Source organism: Mycolicibacterium fallax (assembly GCF_010726955.1).
Lineage (GTDB): Bacteria > Actinomycetota > Actinomycetes > Mycobacteriales > Mycobacteriaceae > Mycobacterium > Mycobacterium fallax.
The window spans coordinates 2963135-2984779 of sequence record NZ_AP022603.1 but is presented as its reverse complement, the minus strand read 5'-3'; the positions used below and the strand labels follow the sequence as shown (position 1 = coordinate 2984779).

Below are 21645 nucleotides of genomic sequence, written 5' to 3'. Positions count from 1 at the left end.
GCCCGCCGGTGACCGAACCGAGCATCGAGGCGCGCGACGCCTGGGTTGAGTTCCCGATCTTCGACGCCAAGTCCCGGTCGCTGAAGAAGGCGTTCCTGGGCAAGGCCGGCGGCAGCATCGGCCGCAACAGCTCCAACGTGGTGGTGGTCGAGGCGCTCAAGGACATCACCCTGAGCCTCAAGATGGGCGACCGGGTGGGGCTGGTCGGGCACAACGGCGCAGGCAAATCCACCCTGCTGCGGCTGCTGTCGGGCATCTACGAGCCGACCCGCGGGGTGACCCGGGTGACCGGCCGGGTGGCCCCGGTCTTCGACCTCGGCGTCGGGATGGACCCGGAGATCTCCGGCTTCGAGAACATCATCATCCGCGGCCTGTTCCTCGGCCAGACCCGCAAGCAGATGATGGCCAAGGTCGACGAGATCGCCGAGTTCACCGAGCTCGGCGAATACCTGTCGATGCCGCTGCGCACCTACTCCACCGGCATGCGGGTGCGGCTGGCGATGGGCGTGGTGACCAGCATCGACCCGGAGATCCTGCTGCTCGACGAGGGCATCGGCGCGGTCGACGCGGAGTTCCTGAAGAAGGCCCGCAGCCGGCTGTCGGCGCTGGTGGAGCGCTCCGGCATCCTGGTGTTCGCCAGCCACTCCAACGAGTTCCTGGCCCGGCTGTGCACCTCGGCGATGTGGATCGACCACGGCACCATCCGGATGCGCGGCGGCATCGAGGACGTGGTGCGCGCCTACGAGGGCGAGGACGCCGCCCGGCACGTCCGGGAGGTGCTCGCCGAAGAGGGCCGGGAGCCGCGCCCGGCATGACCACCCCCGACACCGCCACCGTGTACGCCGTGGTGGTCACCCACCGCAGGCCGGAACTGCTCGCCGAGTCGCTGCGGGTGCTGGCCGCCCAGCACCGGCCGGTCGACCACCTGATCGTCGTCGACAACGACGCCGCCAACGACCCGGACGGCCGGGTCCGGGCGCTGGTGAAATCCCAGCCGATCCCGACCAGCTACCTGGGCTCCCAGCACAACCTCGGCGGGGCCGGCGGGTTCGCGCTGGGCATGCTGCACGCGCTGGCCGCCGGGGCGGACTGGATCTGGCTGGCCGACGACGACGGCCGGCCCGACGGGCCCGAGGTGCTCGGCACCCTGCTGGACTGCGCCCGTCGGCACCGGCTGGCCGAGGTGTCACCGATGGTCTGCAACATCGACGACCCCGACCGGCTGGCCTTCCCGCTGCGGCGCGGGCTGGTCTGGCGGCGGCGGGTCTCCGAGCTGCGGGCCGAGTCCGCGGGTGCTGATGCCGACCTGCTGCCCGGGATCGCCTCGCTGTTCAACGGCGCGCTGTTCGCCGCCGACACCCTCGACGCCGTCGGCGTCCCCGACCTGCGGCTGTTCGTCCGCGGCGACGAGGTCGAGTTGCACCGCCGGCTGGTCCGCTCCGGGCTGCCGTTCGGCACCTGCCTGAGCGCCCGCTACCTGCACCCGTGCGGCACCGACGAGTTCAAGCCGATCCTCGGCGGCCGGATGCACACCCAATACCCGGATAACCCGACCAAGCGGTTCTTCACCTACCGCAACCGCGGCTACCTGCTCGCCCAGCCGGGCATGCGCAAGCTGGTGGCCCAGGAGTGGCTGCGGTTCGGCTGGTTCTTCCTGGTCTCCCGCCGCGACCCGGCCGGATTCGCCGAGTGGGTCCGGCTGCGTCGGCTCGGCAGGCAGGAACGGTTCGCCGAAGGGATCGACTCATGACGTTCACCGACACCGCCTCGGACTCCCGCACCTTCCGGCGGGCCGTGCGCGACCTGACCGACGGGTTCGCCCGGCACGAGCTGTGGCTGCACCTGGGCTGGCAGGACATCAAGCAGCGCTACCGGCGCAGCGTGCTCGGGCCGTTCTGGATCACCATCGCCACCGGCACCACCGCCGTCGCGATGGGCGGGCTGTACTCCAAGCTGTTCAAGCTGGACCTGGCCGAGCACCTGCCCTACGTCACGCTCGGCTTCATCGTCTGGAACCTGATCAACGCCGCCATCATCGAGGGCTCGGAGGTGTTCGTCGCCAACGAGGGCCTGATCAAACAGCTGCCGACGCCGTTGAGCGTGCACGTCTACCGGCTGGTGTGGCGCCAGGCAATCCTGTTCGCGCACAACATCATCATCTACGTGGTCATCGCGATCATCTTCCCCAAGGACTGGTCCTGGGCGGATCTGTCCTTCATCCCGGCGCTGGCGCTGATCATGCTGAACTGCGTGTGGGTGTCGCTGTGCTTCGGCATCCTGGCCACCCGGTACCGCGATATCGCGCCGCTGCTCGGCTCGGTGGTCCAGCTGCTGTTCTTCATGACGCCGATCATCTGGAACGACGCCACCCTGCGCCAGCAGGGCGCGCAGCGCTGGAGCACCATCATCGAGCTGAACCCGCTGATGCACTACCTGGACATTGTCCGGGCCCCGCTGCTCGGGGCGCCGCAGGAGCTGCGGCACTGGGTCGTGGTGCTGGTGTTGACCGTGCTCGGCTGGGCCGTCGCGCTGCTGGCGATGCGCCAGTACCGGTCCCGGGTGTCCTACTGGGTCTGACCGGGCGCTACTCCACCGCGTCCGGGGACGCCGCCCAGGTGTTGCAGTCGCGCAGCTGATTTCGCTCTGCCCCGTGCAGCCACCAGGCCTGTTGGTGCTGGGGCGTGCCGTGGTCGCGATACCCGTTCTCTAGTCGGGCTTCCCCGTACGTCCGGTCATCGAATTCCGCCCGGGTGAAGATTCCGCCGGAGTCGGTGATCGAGCCGACGAACATCCCGGAGAAGCACTGAGCCTGCAGTTCCCCACGCCGGGAGATCTCCAAGCCGGCGGCGGTGTTCTCCCCGGCGTACTTGCGGCGTGGCCACGATTCGCCCGTCACGCCCGAGAGCGCCTGGACGTGGTGGCCGAACTCGTGGGCGAAGACCGAGACGTACATCAGCGGCTCGTCATTGCCGGGGGTCGAACTCATCACGTCGAGCGGCATGTACACCATCTCGTTGGTCGAACAGTAGAAGGCCACCCAGATGCCCTCGGCGGCCCCGCACGGGGACGACATCGCCGTGCTGTTGGCCACCATGACCTCCGGTGGGCGGTAGTCCAGCTGCGCGCCGGTGATCAGCGGCCGCCAGCCGTTCTCCAGGCACTGCTGCACCACGGCGTAGAACGCCTGGGCCGTCGCGGTGTCCTTCGGCAGCCCCACCGGATTGCACGGCTGTTTCGGCAGGCCGGCCTCCGACGTCGCGAACAGCGGGTTGCGCGACAGCGCAGCCTCCCCTGTCGGGGTGGTGACCAGCACCGGCGCCGGGCCCGTCGGGCTCGGGTTCTCCAGCGTCATACCGGTCGAGGACGCCGTCGTCGTCGGCGCCGTCGTCGCGGTCGTGGTCGGTCCACCGGCAATCGGTGCGGCCGGCCCGCCCTGACGCATCGCCACCACCACACCACCGGCGATGACTAACGCCACCACCACCCCGGCGGCGATCCCAGCCAGCAGCGGGACGCGAACACGCTTGGCCGGCGGCACCGGAACACCCGGGTAGCCCGGCTGATATTGGCCGGCGCCGGGCCACATCGTCGGGACCGCTCCGGTGTTGCCCCGCCGCGGCGGCGCCCCCACGCCCGACGCCTGCGGAACCTGGAAGGCATCGGCCGCCCACGGGTCGGCGCGGACCGGGGCGGGGTCGGCCCACCCGCCGGCCGTGCCGCCCCACGGGTTCGCCGCCGGCGGCTGCGGGTGATACCCGCCGGAGAACACCGGCACGCTGCCGGTGCGGCCGCGCCGCGGCGGCGCGCCCACCCCCGGGGCGGCCGGCACCTGGAAGGGATCCGCGGCGGCCCACGGGTCCGCGGCGGACGGGCGGCGTTTCCCGGCCATCCCCGTTCGCGGCGCCGGACCGAACGGGTCCATGTACGACATCGTCGGTAGATTACCGGCGGCCCGGCCCGCGCCGGGACATCAACCCGGCCGCCAATCACCGACTCCCGGCGCGCCGGGAGTGGTCTACCGTCGTGCCATGCGTTCCCGGACGGCACTTCTCGCCGCGCTGCTGCTGGTCGCCCTGTGCACACCGTTTGCCCCGGCCGCGCACGCCGCGCCCGCCCCGATCACCGTCGCGCTGGACCTGGACCTGCAGGACGACGGCACCCTGGCGGTCAGCACCACGACCACCGTGCCCGAGGGCAGCCCGGCGATCGGGGTGATCCCGCTGGCGGTACCGGTCGAGGGCAACCGCACCCAGCATTTCGCGATCTCCGACATCGAAACCGAGGGCGGGGCGCAGGCCGACATCGACGGCGACCAGCTGCGGATCGTCGCGCCGGCCGGTACCACCACGGTGCGCTACCGGGTCCGCGGCACCGTCGCCGACAGTCCCGGGCTGCAGCAGTTCACCTGGATCCTGACCGCCGGCTGGTCGGCGCCGGTCGCCGCGCTCACCGGCACCTTCAGTTCCCCGACGCCGCGGCCGGACTCGCCGATCTGCGCGTACGGCCAGATCGGCGTGCGGCGGCTGTGCACGATGACCCAGACCCAGGGCGGCGGCGCGGTCTCCTTCGAGCACCGCCACCTGGAGGCCGGCATGGTCGCCGTCTTCTCGGTGCTGCTGCCCGCCGGCACCGTCACCGCCACCGCGCAGTTCACCGACACCGTGACCACCGCAGGCGGCGGCCCGGCGGCCGACCGGGCGGCATCCTGGGCGGTGCTGGCCGCCACCCTGCTGGGGCTGGGGCTGACCGCGGCCGCCGCGCTGCGCCGCCGGACCGACCGGGCGGCGGTGACCGGCGCCGTCGCCCCGGCCGAGTTGCTCGCCGCGCACGACGGTGTCGTCGACTTCGTCTCCCCCGACGGCGTGCTGCCCGGGCAGGTCGGCGCGCTGCTGGCCGGGCACGCCCGGCCCGCCGACTTCGGCGCCACCGTCTTTGACCTGGCGGTGCGCAACTACCTGTGGATCACCGAGGCGCCGGATCGCTCCGGTGCCGTGGACTTCCACATCGCCCGCCGGGCCCCGCTCGACGGCGCGATCACCGACCACGAGCGGGCCGTCGTCGAGGCGATCCTGCCCAACGACCGCAAAAGCGTGTCGGTGGCGGAGCTGGCCCGCGGCGGCGCCGGCGCCGTGGGCACCGCGGCAGCCGTCGACGAGTGGCGCTGCGAACGACGAATCATGCTGCGCCGCATCGGATTCGGGCTACTGGCGATCGGCGCGCTGGCCGCGGTCGGCACGGCGCTGGCCGGCGGCCCGGTGCTGTGGGCGACCGCGGTGCTGATCCTCGGCGCCGGGGTGGCCGTCGCCGCCACGCTGCTGCCGGCGCGCAACCGCTCCGGGACCCGGGTGGCCGCGGCACTGACCGCGATGCGCATTCAGCTGGCCACCCTCGACCCCGACGGCATCGAGCCGAGCTCCCGGCCGGTGCTGTTTCAGCGCGGGCTGTCCTACGCGCACGCCCTCGGCGACCTGCGGATCTGGCTGCGGCGCTGGGGCGGCGGCCCCAAAGCCACCGACTGGTACCGCCCGGCCGGCGACCGGCCGCTGGCGGCCGGGCTGCCGGTGCTGGCCGCCCTGCTCGACGGCATCGCCGCCGGGCCCGAGTCGACACCCGCGCCGACGGCCGCCCCGAAGCCGGGGCGCCGCGCGCACTGAGCGTCGGGACCTCGAACGCCGGGACTCAGCCCGGCAGTTGCCCGGTATCGGGTTCCGGACCGAACACGAACCGGCGGCCACTGACCTGGGTCGGGGTGATCCGCACGTAGCGCAGCTTCACCGTCGCCAGCCACGGGTACAGGCCGGCCTGGTCGGCCTCGGCGATCTCGTCGGCCCCGTGCAGCACTTCGCCGTGACCGCGCACGATGACGCTCCAGCCCTCGGAGAGCCCGTGGTCGTCGGCCTCGAACAGCACCTGGTCGTTGGTGACGGTGGCGAACAGCTTGGTGCCCTCGGCGGTGCGGAACAGCAGCGTGCGGTTCTGCACCACGAAGTTCACCGGGAAGATCTCCAGCTGGTCGCCGACCGTGGTCACGAGGCGGCCCAGCGCCGAGCCGGACAGCAGGTCCCAGCTCTCCTCTTCGGACAGAACGGTGATCGGGGCGTCATCGGGTGCAGTCACACTGACCATCTTGTCCTCCCCGGCCCCGTCACGCCAGGGGAACGCGCGGTTCTGCCCGTCATCGTCGGCGGCCCGCAGGTCGGCCAGCTCCCGGGCCAGGTTCTCCCGGGCCGTCTTTTCCCAGCGGCGCCGCCCGGACACCGTGAAGAACAGCTCCCGGGTGGTCAGCATCACCTCGATCATCGCGGCCCGGCCGGCCCGGAACATCCGCTCCGGCACATGCAGGTACTCCTGCCGGATGGCCGCGGAGTTCGCCCGGTACCGCTCCGGCTCCACCGCCAGCGCCGCCAGGTCGGCATCGGAGAGCACCGCGCCGTTGCGGTCATCGGGAGCCGGATCGTGGCGCACCGTCAGCCGGATCAGCCGGGCCACCTCGGCGACCAGCGCCGCCGGCAGGTCCAGCGCCGACAGTTCGGTCTCCGCCTTGACCGCCGAGCGCTCCTCGTCGTCGGGGAAACCCTCATACACCGCGTCGTGGTACCAGGCCGCCAGCCGGACCGCGTCGGGGTCCGTGGCGTCGTCGGCGAGCTCTTCGACCCGGTCCAGCACGTCGCACAGGTGCTCACGCGAGTGGTAGCGCCGATGCGGGTCCGACCAGGCCTCCAACAGCGCCCGCCCGGTCTCCAGTACCGCGTCACCGGTCGCGCCCAACCGCGCCAGCAGCTCCCGCCATGCCTGCTCGAGGTCCACCACGGTCCCCATCCTGCCCCAGCCGCGCCGTACCATTTCGGCGATGTCCGAACACGTCCAGCCCGGCGCCCACGATATCCCCGTGACCGGCCGCCTGCCCCTGAGAACCCAGGTGCTGCGGTTCGTGATCACCGGCGGCCTGTCGGCGATCGTGGACTTCGGCCTGTACGTGCTGCTCTACCTGATCTTGGGGGTGCACCCCGACCTGGCCAAGGCGGTCGGCTTCATCGCGGGCACCACCACCGCGTACCTGATCAACCGGCGCTGGACCTTCCAGGCGGCGCCCAGCACCGCCCGACTGATCGGGGTGTGGGTGCTCTACCTGACCACGTTCGTGGTGCAGGTCGGCCTGAATCACCTGTTCCTGGCGCTGCTGAATTACACCCCGGCCGCGGTTGCTGTGGCGTTCGTCATCGCGCAGGGCACCGCCACGGTGATCAATTTCGTGGTCCAGCGCGCGGTGATCTTCCGGATCAAGTAGCCCGGCAGCCCGGCTGACCCGCACAAATGGGGGGAAATCAGGGGGTCCAAGTGGAATATCCACTTGGACCCCCTGATTTCCCCCCATCTGTGCAGCATTAGCTGGCATCACCGCGGTCCGGGCCCCGACTCGGCTACCCTTTCGACTGTTATGGCTACCCAGCTCCCGCTCACCCCGCAAGCGCTCACCGGCTTCGGCCGCACCGCCCCGTCGGTGGCCCAGGTGCTTCGCACGCCCGACGTCGAGGTGATCGCCGAGGCGGTCCGCCGGGTCGCCGACGCGGACGCCGCCGGGCCCGCCTACCTGCGCCGCGGCATCCTCGGCCGCGGCCTCGGCCGGTCCTACGGCGACCAGGCCTGCAACGGCGGCGGCATCGTGGTCGACATGACCGCGCTGAACCGGATCCACTCGATCAGCGCCGAGACCGCGATCGCCGACGTGGACGCCGGGGTCAGCCTGGATCAGCTGATGCGCGCGGCGCTGCCGTTCGGGCTGTGGGTACCGGTGCTGCCGGGCACCCGCCAGGTCACCGTCGGCGGCGCCATCGCCTCGGACATCCACGGCAAGAACCATCACAGCGCGGGCAGCTTCGGCAACCACGTGCTGTCGCTGGACCTGCTGATGGCCGACGGCGAGGTCCGCACGCTCACCCCCGATGGCCCGGAGTCCGAGCTGTTCTGGGCCACCGTCGCCGGCAACGGCCTGACCGGCATCGTGGTGCGGGCCCGGATCGCGATGACCCGCACCGAGACCGCCTACTTCATCGCCGACGGGGTGGCCACCGCCGACCTCGACGAGACCGTCGCGGTGCACCAGGACGGCAGCGAGGACAACTACACCTACTCCAGCGCCTGGTTCGACCTGATCAGCGGGCCGCCCAAGCTGGGCCGCGCCGCGGTGAGCCGGGGCAGCCTGGCCCGGCTGGATCAGCTGCCGGACAAGCTGGCCCGCGATCCGCTGAAGTTCAGCGCGCCGCAGTTGCCGGCGATCCCGAACCTGTTCCCGGTCAACTTCATGAACAAGGCGTCGCTGTCGCTGATCGGCGAGGCGTTCTACCGGATGAGCGGCGACTACCAGGGCAAGATCGTCAACCTGACCCAGTTCTACCACATGCTCGACATCACCAGCGGGTGGCAATATGCCTATGGCCCAGCGGGTTTCGCGCAGCACCAGTTCCTGGTTCCGCCCGATGCGCTGGAGGAGTTCAAGGGCATCATCCGGTGGATGCACACCCAGCGTCAGTACTCGGCGCTCAACGTGTTCAAGCTGTTCGGGCCGGGCAACCGGGCCCCGCTGAGCTTCCCGATGCAGGGCTGGAACGTCGCCCTGGACTTCCCGAACAAACCCGGCGTCAACGAGTTCCTCAATGAGATCGACCGGCGCGCAATGGAATTCGGCGGTCGGGTGTACACCGCCAAGGATTCCCGGGTGACCGCCGAAAGCTTCCACCGGATGTACCCGCGCATCGACGAGTGGATCGCGGTGCGCCGCAAGGCCGATCCGAACGGGGTGTTCGCCTCGAACATGGCCCGCCGCCTCGAGCTGCTGTAAAGAAAGGTTCTCCCACCCCCATGATCGATGCCACGGGCAACCCCCAGACCATCCTGCTGCTCGGCGGCACCTCCGAGATCGGCCTGGCGATCTGCCGGCGCTACCTGCGCAACTCCGCCGCCAAGGTGATCCTCGCCGACCTGCCCAACGCGCCCAAGCGCGAGGCAGCCATCGCCGAGCTTCGGGCGGCCGGCGCCAAGGAGGTCGACTACCTCGACTTCGACGCGCTGGACACCGCGAGCCACCCGGGCGTCATCGACGCGGCCTGGGCCGGCGGCGATGTCGACGTGGCGATCGTCGCATTCGGGGTGCTCGGCGACGCCGAGGAGCTGTGGCAGAACCAGGCCAAGGCCGTCGCGGCGGCCGGCATCAACTACACCGCCGCGGTCTCGGTCGGCGTGCTGATCGGCGCGAAGATGCGCGAGCAGGGCTTCGGCCAGATCATCGCGATGAGCTCGGCGGCCGGCGAGCGGGTGCGTCGGTCGAACTTCGTCTACGGCTCCACCAAGGCCGGGCTGGACGGCTTCTACCTCGGTCTCGGCGAGGCGCTCGCCGAGTACGGGGTGCGGGTCCTGGTGATCCGCCCCGGGCAGGTGCGGACCACCACCACCGTCGAGCACTGGCAGGCCACCGGCGCCAAGGAGGCCCCGTTCACCGTCGACGCCGACGAGGTCGCCGAGCTCGCGGTGACCTCCGCGCTGGCCGGCAAGTCCCTGGTGTGGGCGCCCGGCCAGGTGCGCTACCTGATGAGCGTGCTGCGGCACATCCCCCGGCCGATCTTCCGCAAACTGCCGCTCTGACATGCGCGCCGCAGTCACCGGCGCAGGCCATCTGCTGGCCGCCGCGCTGGTCGCCGTCGTCGTCGCGGTGCTCGGGCTGGCCGCGATCGGCCGGGTCGAGTGGCCGGCGTTCCCGTCGTCGAATCAGCTGCATGCGCTGATCACCGTCGCGCAGTTCGGCTGCCTGGCCGCGCTGGTGGCGGCCGGCTGGCTGTGGCGGCGCGGCCGGCGCGCGCTGGCCTGGCTGACCGCGGTGACGTTCCTGTCGGCGTTCGTGGTGGGCACCCTCGGGATGGCGCTGGGGGCGACCCGGCTGTACCTGTTCGGGGTGTCGGTGGACCAGCAGTTCCGCACCGAGTACCTGACCCGGCTCACCGACAGCCCGGCGCTGCACGACATGACCTACGCCGGGCTGCCGCCGTTCTACCCGCCGGGCTGGTTCTGGCTGGGCGGCCGGGTGGCCGCGCTGACCGGCACGCCCGGCTGGGAGATGTACAAGCCGTGGGCGATCGCCTCGATCGCGATGGCGGCGGCGGCGGCCTTTGCGCTGTGGGCCCGGCTGGTGCGTTTCGAGCAGGCGCTGGCGGTGACCGCGGCGACTACGGCGACCACGCTGGCCTACGCGTCGGCCGAGCCGTACTCGGCGATCATCACGGTGCTGCTGCCGCCGATCCTCGTGCTGGCATGGGCCGGCCTGCGAGCGAGCGGAACGAGCGCAGCGAGTGACGGGAGCGAGCAGGCCGAATCCGGCACCGGCCTGCGAGCGAGCGGAACGAGCGCAGCGGGCTACTCCGGGTGGGCCGCGCTGGTCGGCACCGGCATCTTCCTCGGCGTCACCGCGACGTTCTACACCCTGCTGCTGGGCCTGGCCGCGCTGACCGTGACGGTGATGGCGGTGACGCTGGCCGCCCGCCGGCGCAGCATCGCCCCGCTGCTGCGGTTGGCCGTGGTCGCCGCGATCGCGATCGGGATCGCGCTGATCACCTGGGGCCCGTTCCTGCTGGCCGCGAGCCGCCAGCCGATGTCGGGCACCGGCAGCGCACAGCACTACCTGCCCGGTGACGGCGCCGTGCTGACCTTCCCGATGCTGCAGTTCTCCCTGCTCGGCGCGCTGTGCCTGCTCGGCACCGGCTGGCTGATCGCCCGCGCGACGACGTCGGTGCGGGCCGGGGCGCTGGCCGTCGGGGTGCTCAGCATCTACCTGTGGTCGCTGCTGTCCATGGTGACGACGCTGGCCGGCACCACCCTGCTGTCCTTCCGGCTGCAGCCCACCCTGACGGTGCTGCTGGCCGCCGCGGGCGCGTTCGGGTTCATCGAACTGGCCGCGGCCGCCGCCAACCGGTGGAACCGGCGGCTGATCGCCGTCGCGACCGTCCTCGGGTTCATCGGGGCGATGTCGTTCGCCCAGGACATTCCGAACGTGCTGCGCCCGGACCTGGCCGTCGCCTACACCGACACCGACGGCCACGGCCAGCGCGCCGACCGTCGCCCGCCCGGCGCCGAACGCTTCTACGCCGACATCGACGCCGCCATCCGCGAGGCCACCGGCCGGGACCGGGACCGCACCGTGGTGCTGACCGCCGACTACGGGTTCCTGGCGTTCTACCCGTACTACGGCTTCCAGGGCCTGACCAGCCACTACGCCAACCCGCTCGCGCAGTTCGACCGGCGGGCCGCCGAGATCGAGAGCTGGTCGGAGCTCAAGACCGCCAAGGAGTTCGTCGCCGCGCTCGACGGGTTGGCCTGGGATCCGCCCACGGTGTTCCTGATGCGCCGCGGCGGCGGGAGCGGATCGGGGGCCACCTACACGCTGCGGCTGGCCGAAGACGTCTACCCCAACCAGCCGAATGTGCGCCGCTACACCGTCGAGTTGGACGCCGCGCTGTTCGCCGACGAGCACTTCACCGTGACCTCGTTCGGGCCGTTCATTTTGGCGATCCGGAAACCATCGGCATGAACGCGACCAGCGGCGAATTACCATCTACCTCCGTGACCGAAACCGGTAAGGACTACCGCACCGCGAAACTGATCGCGGTCGTCGCGGGCCTGCTCGGCACGCTGCTGGCGCTGGCCACTCCGCTGCTGCCGATCAAGCAGACCACCGCGGAGCTGAACTGGCCGCAGCACGGTGAGCTCGCCAGCGTCACCGCGCCGCTGATCTCCTACGTCGCCACCGATCTGGAGATCACCGTGCCCTGCCGGCTGGCCGCCGGACTGACCGGCAACAAGACGGTGCTGCTGTCCACCGTGCCCAAGCAGGCGCCCAAGGCCGTCGACCGAGGCCTGCTGATCGAGCGGGTCAACGGGAACCTGAACGTCATCGTGCGCAACACCCCGGTGGTGGTCGCGCCGATGCGGGCGGTGCTGTCCCCGGCCTGCCAGGAGCTGACCTTCACCGCGCACGCCGACAAGGTGACCGCGGAGTTCGTCGGGCTGACCGAGGCCGACTCCAGCGACTCCACCGACCCGACCGACACCGACGCCGACCAGCCGCTGCGCGGCGAGCGCGGCGGCTACGACTTCCGGCCGCAGATCATCGGTGTGTTCACCGACCTGGACGGCCCCGCCCCGGACGGGCTGAGCTTCTCGGCCAACCTGGACACCCGCTACAGCAGCGCCCCAACCACCCTCAAGCTGGTCGCGATGATCCTCGGGGTGCTGTGCACCGCGGTGGCCCTTGGCGCCCTGCACGTGCTCGACACCGCCGACCGGGTTCGGCACCGGCGCTTCCTGCCGGCCCGCTGGTGGTCGGTCAAGCCGCTGGACGCGGTGGTGCTGGTGACGCTGCTCTGGTGGCACTTCGTCGGCTCCAACACCAGCGACGACGGCTACATCTTCACCATGGCCAAGGTGTCCCAGGACGCCGGCTACATGGCGAACTACTACCGCTGGTTCGGCACCCCCGAGGCGCCGTTCGGCTGGTACTACGACCTGCTGGCGGCCTGGTCGCAGGTGTCCACCGCCAGCATCTGGATGCGGCTGCCGACCCTGCTGATGGCGGTGGCCTGCTGGTGGGTGATCAGCCGCGAGGTGATCCCCCGCCTCGGTGCGGCGGTCAAGCATTCCGCGGCGGCCCGCTGGACCGGCGCCGGGATGTTCCTGGTCACCTGGCTGACGCTGAACAACGGGCTGCGGCCGGAGCCGATCATCGCCGTCGGCATCCTGCTGACCTGGTGCTCGGTCGAGCGCGCGGTGGCCACCAGCCGGCTGCTGCCGGTGGCGATCGCCTGCATCATCGGCGCCCTGACGCTGTTCTCCGGGCCCACCGGCATCGCCTCGATCGGCGCGCTGGTGGTGGCGATCGGGCCGCTGCGCACCATCCTGGCGCGCCGCTCCCAGCGGTTCGGGCTGCCGGCGCTGCTGGCTCCGCTGGCCGCCGCGGGCACGGTCGCGGTGATCCTGATCTTCCGGGACCAGTCGCTGGTCGCCGAGATGCAGGCCAGCTCGTTCAAGTCGCTGGTCGGCCCGAGCCTGGCCTGGTTCGAGGAACCCACCCGCTACACCCGGCTGTTCATGGCCACCCCGGACGGCTCGATCGCCCGGCGCTTCGTGGTGCTGTCGCTGCTGGCGGCGCTGGCGATGGTGGTGGCGATGATGCTGCGCAAGGGCCACATCCCGGGCACCGCCGGCGGCCCGGCGCGGCGCATCACCGGCATCACCGTCATCTCGTTCCTGGCGCTGATGCTGACCCCGACGAAGTGGACGCACCACTTCGGGGTGTTCGCCGGGCTGGCCGGCTCGATCGGGGCGCTGGCCGCGGTCGCGGTGACCGCGCACGTGCTGGTCTCCCGACGCAACCGGACCATCTTCGGCGCCGTCGTGCTGTTCGTGCTGGCGCTGTCGTTCGCCAGCGTCAACGGCTGGTGGTACGTCTCCAACTTCGGGGTGCCGTGGTCCAACGAGTTCCCGGCGGTCAAGTTCGGCTTCACCACCCTGCTGCTGGGCGCCTCACTGCTGGCGCTGGCGCTGGCCACCTACTTCCACTTCTCCGCCCGCGGGGAGCGACCGTGGCGGCCGACCCGGATGGGCCAGCTGCTGCACTCGCCGCTGGCACTGGCCTCCTGGGCGATGGTGCTGTTCGAGGTGGTGTCGCTGACGGTGGCGATGATCTCCCAGTACCCGGCGTGGTCGGTGGGCCGGTCCAACCTGCAGGCGCTGACCGGCAAGAGCTGCGGCCTGGCCACCGACGTGATGGTCGAGCAGGACGCCAACGCCGGGGTGCTGCGGCCGATCGGGACGACCCCCGGGTCCGCGCTTGGCGCGGTCACGGCGATCGGCTTCGGGCCCAACGGGATCCCCAGCAACGTCTCGCCCGACGCGGTGACCGGCCAGCCCGGCATCGGGCTGCAGTCCGACACCGACCCCACCATGGTCACCGACGCCGAACCCGGCACCGAGGGCGGCACCAGGGCCGCGCTGGGCATCAACGGCTCGCGGGCCCAACTGCCCTACGGCCTGGACCCGCGCGCGGTCCCGGTGATGGGCAGCTGGAGCCCCGGCCTGCAGCAGCCGGCGGTGCTGCGCTCGGCCTGGTACCGGCTGCCCGACCGGGCCAGCCTCAGCGCCGATCACCCGCTGCTGGTGATCTCGGCCGCCGGCCGGTTCGAGGCCGGCGAGGTCGTCGTGCAGTGGGCCGGCGAGGACGGCAAGCCGACCGGCTCGATGGGCTTCGCCGACGTCGGCTCCGCCCCGGCCTGGCGCAACCTGCGCGCCCCGCTGCGCGCCATCCCGGCCGCGGCCACCCAGATCCGGATCGTCGCCACCGACGACGACCTGGCCCTCAACCACTGGATCGCGGTGACCCCGCCGCGGATCCCGTCGCTGCAGACCCTGCAGGACGTCGTCGGCTCCCAGGACCCGGTGCTGCTGGACTGGCTGGTCGGGCTGGCGTTCCCGTGTCAGCGCCCGTTCGGGCACAACAACGGCGTCGTCGAGGTGCCGAAGTGGCGGATCCTGCCGGACCGGTTCGGCGCCGAGGCCAACTCCCCGGTGATGGACTACCTCGGCGGCGGCCCACTGGGCATCACCGAGCTGCTGTTCCGCGCGGTGACGGTGCCGACCTACCTCAAGGACGACTGGTTCCGGGACTGGGGATCGCTGCAGCGGCTGGACCAGTTCTACCCGGCGGCCCAGCCCGCCGAGCTGGCGCTGGGCACCGCGGTGCGCAGCGGGTTGTGGAGCCCGGGGCCGCTGCGGCGGTCCTGAGGTCGAAGCGGGCACGCACCGGGCGCCGGACAGGGTCACCGATCGGCATCAACCCACCGGCGCGCCGCGGACCTCGGCGACCCGGTTAACCGCGTCGAATACCATCGATCCTCGTGCCCGATGACCGACCAGCCCGACCCGACGAACCGGCCCCCGCCGCGACGCAGCGGCCCGGCACCACCCGAACCGCGCGGCTGATCGCCCTGCTGGCCGGGATCGCCGGCATCCTGCTGTGCGGTCTGGTCCCGCTGCTGCCGGTGCAGCAGAGCACCGCGACGATCAACTGGCCGCAGGCACCGGCCGCCGACGGCAACGTCGAGAGCGTGACCGCCCCGCTGGTCTCCGGCGCCCCGCAGTCGCTGGACGTCAGCGTGCCGTGCACCGCGATCGCGACGCTGCCGCCGGCCGGCGGGGTGGCGCTGTCGACCATCCCGGCCGCCGGCATCGACGCCAGCCGCAACGGCCTGTTCATCCGCGCCAACGCCGAGACCGTCACCGTCGCCATCCGGGACACCGTCGCCGCGTTCGCCCCGCGGGCGGACGTGGAGTCCGGCAAGTGCAGCGTCATCCACGTGTGGGCCGACGCCGGCGGCGTCGGCGCCGACTTCGTCGGCATCCCGGGCGCCACCAACACGCTGGCCGTCGACAAGAAGCCGCAGGTCGCCGGGGTGTTCACCGACCTGAAGTCCCCGCCGGTGCCGGGCTTGAGCGCCCGGGTCGACATCGACACCCGGTTCATCACCAGCCCGACCGCGCTGAAGCTGGCCGCGATGGTGCTCGGCGTGCTCTGCGTGCTGATCTCGATCGTCGCGCTGGCCCGCATCGACGCGGCCAGCACCGGCCGCCGGCCCGCGCACCCCTGGCGCCGGCTGCTGCGGGTGTCCCCGTCGACCTGGCTGGCCGACCTCGGCGTGCTCGGCACGCTGGGGCTGTGGCACCTGCTCGGCGCCACCTCCAGCGACGACGGCTACAACACCACCATCGCCCGGATCTCCGACGACGCCGGCTACCACGCCAACTACTACCGCTACTTCGGTGCCACCGAGGCACCGTTCGACTGGTACCAGAGCCTGCTGGCCCAGCTGACCCACGTGAGCACCCAGGGCGTCTGGCTGCGGCTGCCGGCCACCCTCGCCGGGCTCGGCACCTGGCTGCTGCTGAGCCGGTTCGTGCTGCCCCGGCTGGGCCGACGGCTGGCCGACAGCCCGATCACGGTGTGGACCGGCGCGGCGGTGTTCCTGGCCGCCTGGCTGCCGTTCAACAACGGCCTGCGCCCCGAACCGCTGATCGCGTTCGGCACCCTCGCGGTCTGGGCGCTGGTCGAGAACTCCATCGCCACCCGCCGGCTGTGGCCGACGGCCGTCGCGATCGTCGTCGCGGTGTTCAGCGTCACCACCGCCCCGCAGGGCCTGATCGCGCTGGCCCCGCTGCTGGTCGGCACCCGGGCGCTGGCCGCGGTGCTGCGGTCCCGGCGCGCCGCGGCGGGCCTGCTGGCGCAGCTCGCGCCGCTGGCCGCCGCGCTGACCCTGGTCTTCGTGCTGGTGTTCCGGGACCAGACGCTGGCCGCGGTCGCCGAGTCCGCGCGGATCAAGTACAAGGTCGGCCCCACCATCGCCTGGTACCAGGACTTCCTGCGCTACTACTTCCTGACCGTCGAGGAGAGCGTCGACGGCTCGCTGACCCGCCGGTTCGCCGTGCTGCTGATGCTGCTGTGCCTGTTCGGGGTGCTGGCGGTGCTGCTGCGCCGCGGCAAGGTGCCCGGCGCCGCCAACGGCCCGCTGTGGCGGCTGGTCGGCGCCACCGCAGTCGGGCTGTTGCTGCTGACCTTCACCCCGACCAAGTGGGCGGTGCAGTTCGGCGCGTTCGCCGGGCTGGCCGGGGCGCTCGGCGCGGTGACGGCGTTCGCGTTCGCCCGGGTCGGGCTGCACAGCCGACGCAACCTGGCGCTGTACGTGATGGCCCTGCTGTTCGTGCTGGCCTGGGCGACCTCGGGCATCAACGGCTGGTTTTACACCAACAACTACGGCGTGCCGTGGTTCGACAAGCAGCCGGTGCTGGCCGGCTACCCGGTCACCACGATGTTCCTGGTCGGCGCGATCGTCGCCGGCCTGCTGGCCGGCTGGCTGCACTTCCGGATGGACTACGCCGGGCACACCGAGGTCGCCGACACCCGCCGCAACCGGATGCTCGCCTCCACCCCGATGCTGGTGGTGGCGGTGCTGATGGTGCTGCTGGAGGTCGGCTCGCTGGCCAAGGGCTTCGCCGGCCGCTACCCGGTGTACACCACCGGCAAGGCCAACCTGGCCGCGCTGAGCGCCCCGGCCGGCTGCGGGATGGCCGACGACGTGCTGGTCGAGGCCGACACCAACGCCGGCCTGCTGACCCCCGTCGACGGGCAGCGGTTCGGCAAGTACGGCCCGCTGGGCGGGACGTCCCCGGTCGGCTTCACCCCCAACGGCGTCAACGAGACCCTGGAGCCCGCCGAACCGGTGGTCGGCAACCCGGGCACGGTGAACTCCGCCGGCGCCCCGGACAAGCCGAACATCGGGGTCGCCTACGCGGCGGGCACCGGCGGCGGCTACGGGCCCGTCGGCGTCAACGGCTCCCGGGTGTTCCTGCCGTTCGGCCTGGACCCGGCCCGCACCCCGGTGATGGGCAGCTACGGCGAGAACGCCGTCGCCGCCAAGGCCACCTCGGCCTGGTACCAGCTGCCGGCGCGCAGCCCGGCGCGGCCGCTGGTCACCGTCGCCGCCGCGGGGGCCATCTGGTCCTACGACGAGGAGGGCTCCTTCAACTACGGCCAGTCGCTGAAGCTGGAGTGGGGCGTGCGGGAGGCCGACGGCCGGTTCCGGGCGCTGAGCCAGTCCCAGCCGATCGACGTCATCCCGCAGAAGGCGTGGCGCAACCTGCGCTTCCCGCTGGCCTGGGCGCCGCCGGAGGCCGACGTGGCCCGGATCGTCGCCGAGGACCCGAACCTCTCCGAGGACCAGTGGTTCGCGTTCACCCCGCCGCGGGTGCCGATCCTGCAGACCGCGCAGGAGTTCCTGGGCAGCACCACCCCGGTGCTGGCCGACATCGCCACCGCGGCGAACTTCCCCTGCCAGCGGCCGTTCACCGAGCACCTCGGGGTCGCCGAGCTGCCCGAGTTCCGCATCCTGCCGAACTTCAAGCAGATGGTGATCTCGTCGAACCAGTGGCAGTCCGCCGAGGCCGGCGGCCCGTTCCTGTTCATCCAGGCGCTGCTGTCCACGGCCACCGTCCCGACCTACCTGCGCGACGACTGGTACCGGGACTGGGGTTCCATCGAACGTTTCATCCGCGTCGTCCCCGCCGCGTCGGCGCCCGACGCCGTCATCGACACCGGCGTCCAGCGCGTCTTCGGCTGGTACCGCCCCGGACCGATCAGGGCCCTGCCATGACCTCTACCCTCACCCCGCCGTCCACCCCCGCCCCGGCGTCGCCGCCGCGCGCGGACCGGGACGTCACCGTCGCCCGGTGGATCGCCACCGTCGCCGGGCTGCTCGGCTTCTTCCTGGCGGTGTCCATCCCGCTGCTGCCGGTGGTGCAGACCACCGCGACGCTGAACTGGCCGCAGGGCGGCCAGCTGGGCAGCGTCACCGCGCCGCTGATCTCCCAGGCGCCGGTGTCGCTGGAGGCGACGATCCCCTGCCAGGTGATCCGGGATCTGCCGCCCACCGGTGGGCTGGTGCTGGGCACCGCACCGGCCAAGGGCAAGCAGGCCGCGCTCAACGCGCTGATGGTCACCGTCACCAGCAGCCGCGTCGACGTCACCGACCGCAACGTGGTGGTGGCCAGCATGCCCCGCAGCAAGGTCGCCGACCCGCGCTGTGAACGCATCGAGATCACCTCCTCGGAGGCCGGCACCTACGCCACCTTCGTCGGGCTGACCAAGGACGACGGCAGCCCCGCCCGCACCGGGTTCCCCGACCCGAACCTGCGCCCGGCGATCGTCGGGGTGTTCACCGATCTGGCCGGCCCGGCGCCGGCCGGGCTGAGCTTCTCGGCGACCATCGACACCCGGTTCACCACCACCCCGACCACGCTGAAGCTGGCCGCGATGGTGCTGGCGGTGGTCTGCACGGTGGTCGCGCTGCTGGCGCTGTGGCGGCTGGAACGCACCGACGGGCACCGCGCCCGCCGGCTGATCCCGGGCCGCTGGCGCACCTTCACCCTGGTCGACGTCGTGGTGATCGGCACCTTCGTGCTCTGGTACATCGCCGGCGCGAACTCCAGCGACGACGGCTACATCCTGGGCATGGCCCGGGTCGCCGACCACGCCGGCTACATGTCGAACTACTTCCGCTGGTTCGGCAGCCCGGAGGACCCGTTCGGCTGGTACTACAACCTGCTGGCGCTGATGACCCACGTCAGCGACGCCAGCATCTGGATCCGGCTGCCGGACCTGATCTGCTCGCTGGTCTGCTGGCTGCTGCTCAGCCGCGAGGTGCTGCCCCGGCTGGGGCCCGCGGTGGCGGCGTCGCGGCCCGCGCTGTGGACGGCCGGCATGGTGCTGCTGGCGGCCTGGATGCCGTTCAACAACGGGCTGCGCCCGGAGGGCCAGATCGCCACCGGCGCGCTGGTCACCTACGTGCTGGTGGAGCGGGCCATCGGGTCCAGCCGGCTGAGCACCGCGGCGCTGGCCATCATCACCGCGGCGTTCACCCTCGGGGTGCAGCCGACCGGCCTGATCGCGGTGGCCGCGCTGGTCGCCGGCGGCCGGCCGATCATCCGCATCCTGGTGCGCAAGCGCCGCCAGTTCGGCATCTGGCCGCTGCTGGCCCCGCTGCTGGCCGCGGGCACGGTGATCCTGGCGGTGGTGTTCGCCGACCAGACCCTGGCCACCGTCCTGGAGGCCACCCGGATCCGCACCGCGATCGGGCCCAGCCAGGAGTGGTACACCGAGAACCTGCGCTACTACTACCTGATCCTGCAGACCGTGGACGGCTCGATGTCGCGCCGGTTCGGCTTCATGATCACCGGGTTGTCGCTGTTCACCACCATGTTCATCATGCTGCGCCGCAAGCGCATCCCGGGCGTGGCGCGTGATCCGGTGTGGCGGCTGATCGGCGTCATCTTCGCCACCATCTTCTTCCTGATGTTCACCCCCACCAAGTGGGTGCACCACTTCGGCCTGTTCGCCGCGGTGGGCGCGGCGATGGCCGCGGTGACGGCGGTGCTGGTCTCCCCGATCGTGCTGCGCTCGGCCCGCAACCGGATGACGTTCCTGGCCGCGCTGCTGTTCGTGATGGCGCTGACCTGGGCGTCGACCAACGGCTGGTGGTACGTCTCGACCTACGGGGTGCCGTTCAACAACGACGTCCCGGCGATCGGCGGGATCACCGTCTCGACGATGCTGTTCGCCGCGTTCGCGGTCGCCGCGGTGTGGGCGTTCTGGCTGCACTTCGCCCCGCCCGGCCGCGGCCAGGGCCGGGCGGTCCGCGCGCTGACCGCGGCACCGCTGCCGATCGCCGCCGGGTTCATGGTGCTGGTGTTCGTCGCGTCGATGCTGATCGGCGCGGTGCGCCAGTACCCGACCTACTCCAACGCGTGGGCCAACCTGCGCGCGTTCAGCGGCGGCTGCGGGATGGCCGACGACGTGCTCGTCGAACCGGACCCCAACGACGGCTTCCTGACCCCGGTGGGCGGCCCGTTCGGCCCGCTCGGCGCCCTCGGCGGGGACAAGCCCGTTCGATTCAGCGCCAACGGGGTGCCGGAGAAGATCGTCGCCGAGTCGATCCGGCTGAACAATCCCAAGCCCGGCACCGACTACGACTGGGATCAGCCGATCAAGCTCAAGACCCCGGGCATCAACGGGTCGACGGTGCCGCTGCCCTACGGGCTGGATCCGGCGCGAGTGCCGGTGGCCGGCAGCTACACCGAGGGACCGCAGCAGCCGGCGACGCTGGCCTCGGCCTGGTACGAGCTGCCGCCGGCCGACGACGCCCACCCGCTGGTCGTCGTCACCGCCGCGGGCACCATCACCGCCGACAGCGTCGCCAAGGGCCGCACCGAGGCCCAGGCCGTCGAGCTGGAATACGGCCATCCCGGCCCCGACGGCGCCCCGGTGCCCGGCGGCCGGCTGACCCCGTACGACGTCGGCCCGACGCCGTCCTGGCGCAACCTGCGCTACCCGCGCGAGCAGATCCCGGCCGACGCCACCTTCGTCCGGGTGGTCGCCAACGACCGGTCGCTCAGCCAGGGCGACTGGGTGGCCGTCACCCCGCCGCGGGTCCCGGAGCTGCGCAGCGTGCAGGAGTACATCGGCTCCGAGCAACCGGTGCTGATGGACTGGGCGGTCGGCCTGGTGTTCCCGTGCCAGCAGCCGATGCTGCACGCCAACGGCGTCACCGAGGTGCCCAAGTTCCGGATCAGCCCGGACTACCTGGCCAAGCTGCAGAGCACCGACACCTGGCAGGACGGCATGAACGGCGGCCTGCTGGGCATCACCGACCTGCTGCTGCGCGCGCACGTGATGGCCGCCTACCTGTCCCGGGACTGGGGCCAGGACTGGGGCTCGCTGCACCGGTTCGAGACCGTCGTCGACGCACCGCCGGCGCAGATCGAGCTGGGCACCGCCACGCACTCGGGCCTGTGGAAGGACGGCCGGATCCGGATCAAGCCGTAGCCGGGGGTTCGGGTGCCCGGCCGCGCCGGGTCGAGGGGGAACCCCGGGGCGCTGGTGAGGCATTGGGCGGGCCCGGCATCGAGTGAGACGTCAGGGACGCTGGTGAGAAGTGTTGGCGGGGCCCGAAATCGAGTGAGACTTCAGGGACGCTGGTGAGAAGTGTTGGCGGCCGTCGG

General features: G+C 71.8%; 13 protein-coding genes and 1 pseudogene. 11 read left to right on the top strand and 3 right to left on the bottom strand.

What is annotated here, in order from left to right; genetic code table 11:
• The first annotated feature begins 8 nt into the window (after nucleotides 1-8).
• The 3 genes from wzt to wzm are packed head-to-tail and all read left to right on the top strand — an operon-like array spanning nucleotide 9 to nucleotide 2577.
• Nucleotides 9-815: a galactan export ABC transporter ATP-binding subunit Wzt/RfbE gene (gene wzt, locus G6N10_RS14155; RefSeq protein WP_085095596.1), complete on the top strand. Its 807-nt coding sequence runs from the start codon at nucleotides 9-11 to the stop codon at nucleotides 813-815.
• Complete coding sequence (glfT1, locus tag G6N10_RS14150; protein WP_085095598.1) at nucleotides 812-1750, top strand: galactofuranosyltransferase GlfT1; 939 nt, start codon at nucleotides 812-814, stop codon at nucleotides 1748-1750. Before wzt ends, glfT1 begins: the two co-directional genes overlap by 4 nt.
• Nucleotides 1747-2577, top strand: a complete 831-nt coding sequence (gene wzm, locus G6N10_RS14145; protein WP_085095600.1) for a galactan export ABC transporter permease subunit Wzm/RfbD — start codon at nucleotides 1747-1749, stop codon at nucleotides 2575-2577. Before glfT1 ends, wzm begins: the two co-directional genes overlap by 4 nt.
• Nucleotides 2578-2584: 7 nt before the next feature.
• Here wzm and G6N10_RS14140 read toward each other — a convergent pair whose 3' ends face one another.
• Complete coding sequence (locus tag G6N10_RS14140; RefSeq protein ID WP_163742466.1) at nucleotides 2585-3931, bottom strand: neutral zinc metallopeptidase; 1347 nt, start codon at nucleotides 3929-3931, stop codon at nucleotides 2585-2587.
• A 97-nt stretch (nucleotides 3932-4028) separates the two neighbouring features.
• Here G6N10_RS14140 and G6N10_RS14135 point away from each other — a divergent pair, with 97 nt between their 5' ends.
• Nucleotides 4029-5654 (top strand): DUF2207 family protein, encoded by a 1626-nt coding sequence (locus G6N10_RS14135; protein WP_163742462.1) that lies wholly within the window; start codon nucleotides 4029-4031, stop codon nucleotides 5652-5654.
• Nucleotides 5655-5679: 25 nt separating this feature from the next.
• Here G6N10_RS14135 and G6N10_RS14130 read toward each other — a convergent pair whose 3' ends face one another.
• Nucleotides 5680-6126: a pyridoxamine 5'-phosphate oxidase family protein gene (locus G6N10_RS14130; RefSeq protein WP_085095672.1), complete on the bottom strand. Its 447-nt coding sequence runs from the start codon at nucleotides 6124-6126 to the stop codon at nucleotides 5680-5682.
• 294 nt (nucleotides 6127-6420) lie between these two features.
• Nucleotides 6421-6819 (bottom strand): annotated as a pseudogene (locus G6N10_RS20735) (HD domain-containing protein); the annotation flags it as partial.
• A gap of 31 nt (nucleotides 6820-6850) precedes the next feature.
• On the opposite strand from G6N10_RS20735, the gene G6N10_RS14120 reads away from it, so the two are divergent.
• The 7 genes from G6N10_RS14120 (at nucleotide 6851) to G6N10_RS14090 (ending at nucleotide 21469) form a co-directional block, all read left to right on the top strand.
• Nucleotides 6851-7288: a GtrA family protein gene (locus G6N10_RS14120; protein WP_085095607.1), complete on the top strand. Its 438-nt coding sequence runs from the start codon at nucleotides 6851-6853 to the stop codon at nucleotides 7286-7288.
• A 150-nt stretch (nucleotides 7289-7438) separates the two neighbouring features.
• The gene (locus tag G6N10_RS14115) at nucleotides 7439-8839 is read left to right on the top strand and encodes a decaprenylphosphoryl-beta-D-ribose oxidase (RefSeq protein WP_085095609.1); all 1401 of its coding nucleotides are present in this window, start codon (nucleotides 7439-7441) and stop codon (nucleotides 8837-8839) included.
• A gap of 20 nt (nucleotides 8840-8859) precedes the next feature.
• On the top strand, nucleotides 8860-9639 hold the full coding sequence (locus G6N10_RS14110; RefSeq protein WP_085095611.1) for a decaprenylphospho-beta-D-erythro-pentofuranosid-2-ulose 2-reductase: 780 nt from the start codon (nucleotides 8860-8862) through the stop codon (nucleotides 9637-9639).
• 1 nt (nucleotide 9640) lies between these two features.
• Nucleotides 9641-11575, top strand: coding sequence for an arabinofuranosyltransferase (locus G6N10_RS14105; protein ID WP_085095613.1), 1935 nt, complete (start codon nucleotides 9641-9643; stop codon nucleotides 11573-11575).
• Entirely contained in the window at nucleotides 11572-14823 is a 3252-nt protein-coding gene (locus G6N10_RS14100; RefSeq protein ID WP_085095615.1) for an arabinosyltransferase domain-containing protein, read from the top strand. The genes G6N10_RS14105 and G6N10_RS14100 overlap by 4 nt, the downstream gene beginning before the upstream one ends.
• 194 nt (nucleotides 14824-15017) lie before the next feature.
• Nucleotides 15018-18242, top strand: a complete 3225-nt coding sequence (locus tag G6N10_RS14095; RefSeq protein ID WP_234810540.1) for an arabinosyltransferase domain-containing protein — start codon at nucleotides 15018-15020, stop codon at nucleotides 18240-18242.
• Nucleotides 18239-21469, top strand: coding sequence for an arabinosyltransferase domain-containing protein (locus tag G6N10_RS14090; protein WP_085095619.1), 3231 nt, complete (start codon nucleotides 18239-18241; stop codon nucleotides 21467-21469). The genes G6N10_RS14095 and G6N10_RS14090 overlap by 4 nt, the downstream gene beginning before the upstream one ends.
• Nucleotides 21470-21645 lie beyond the last annotated feature (176 nt).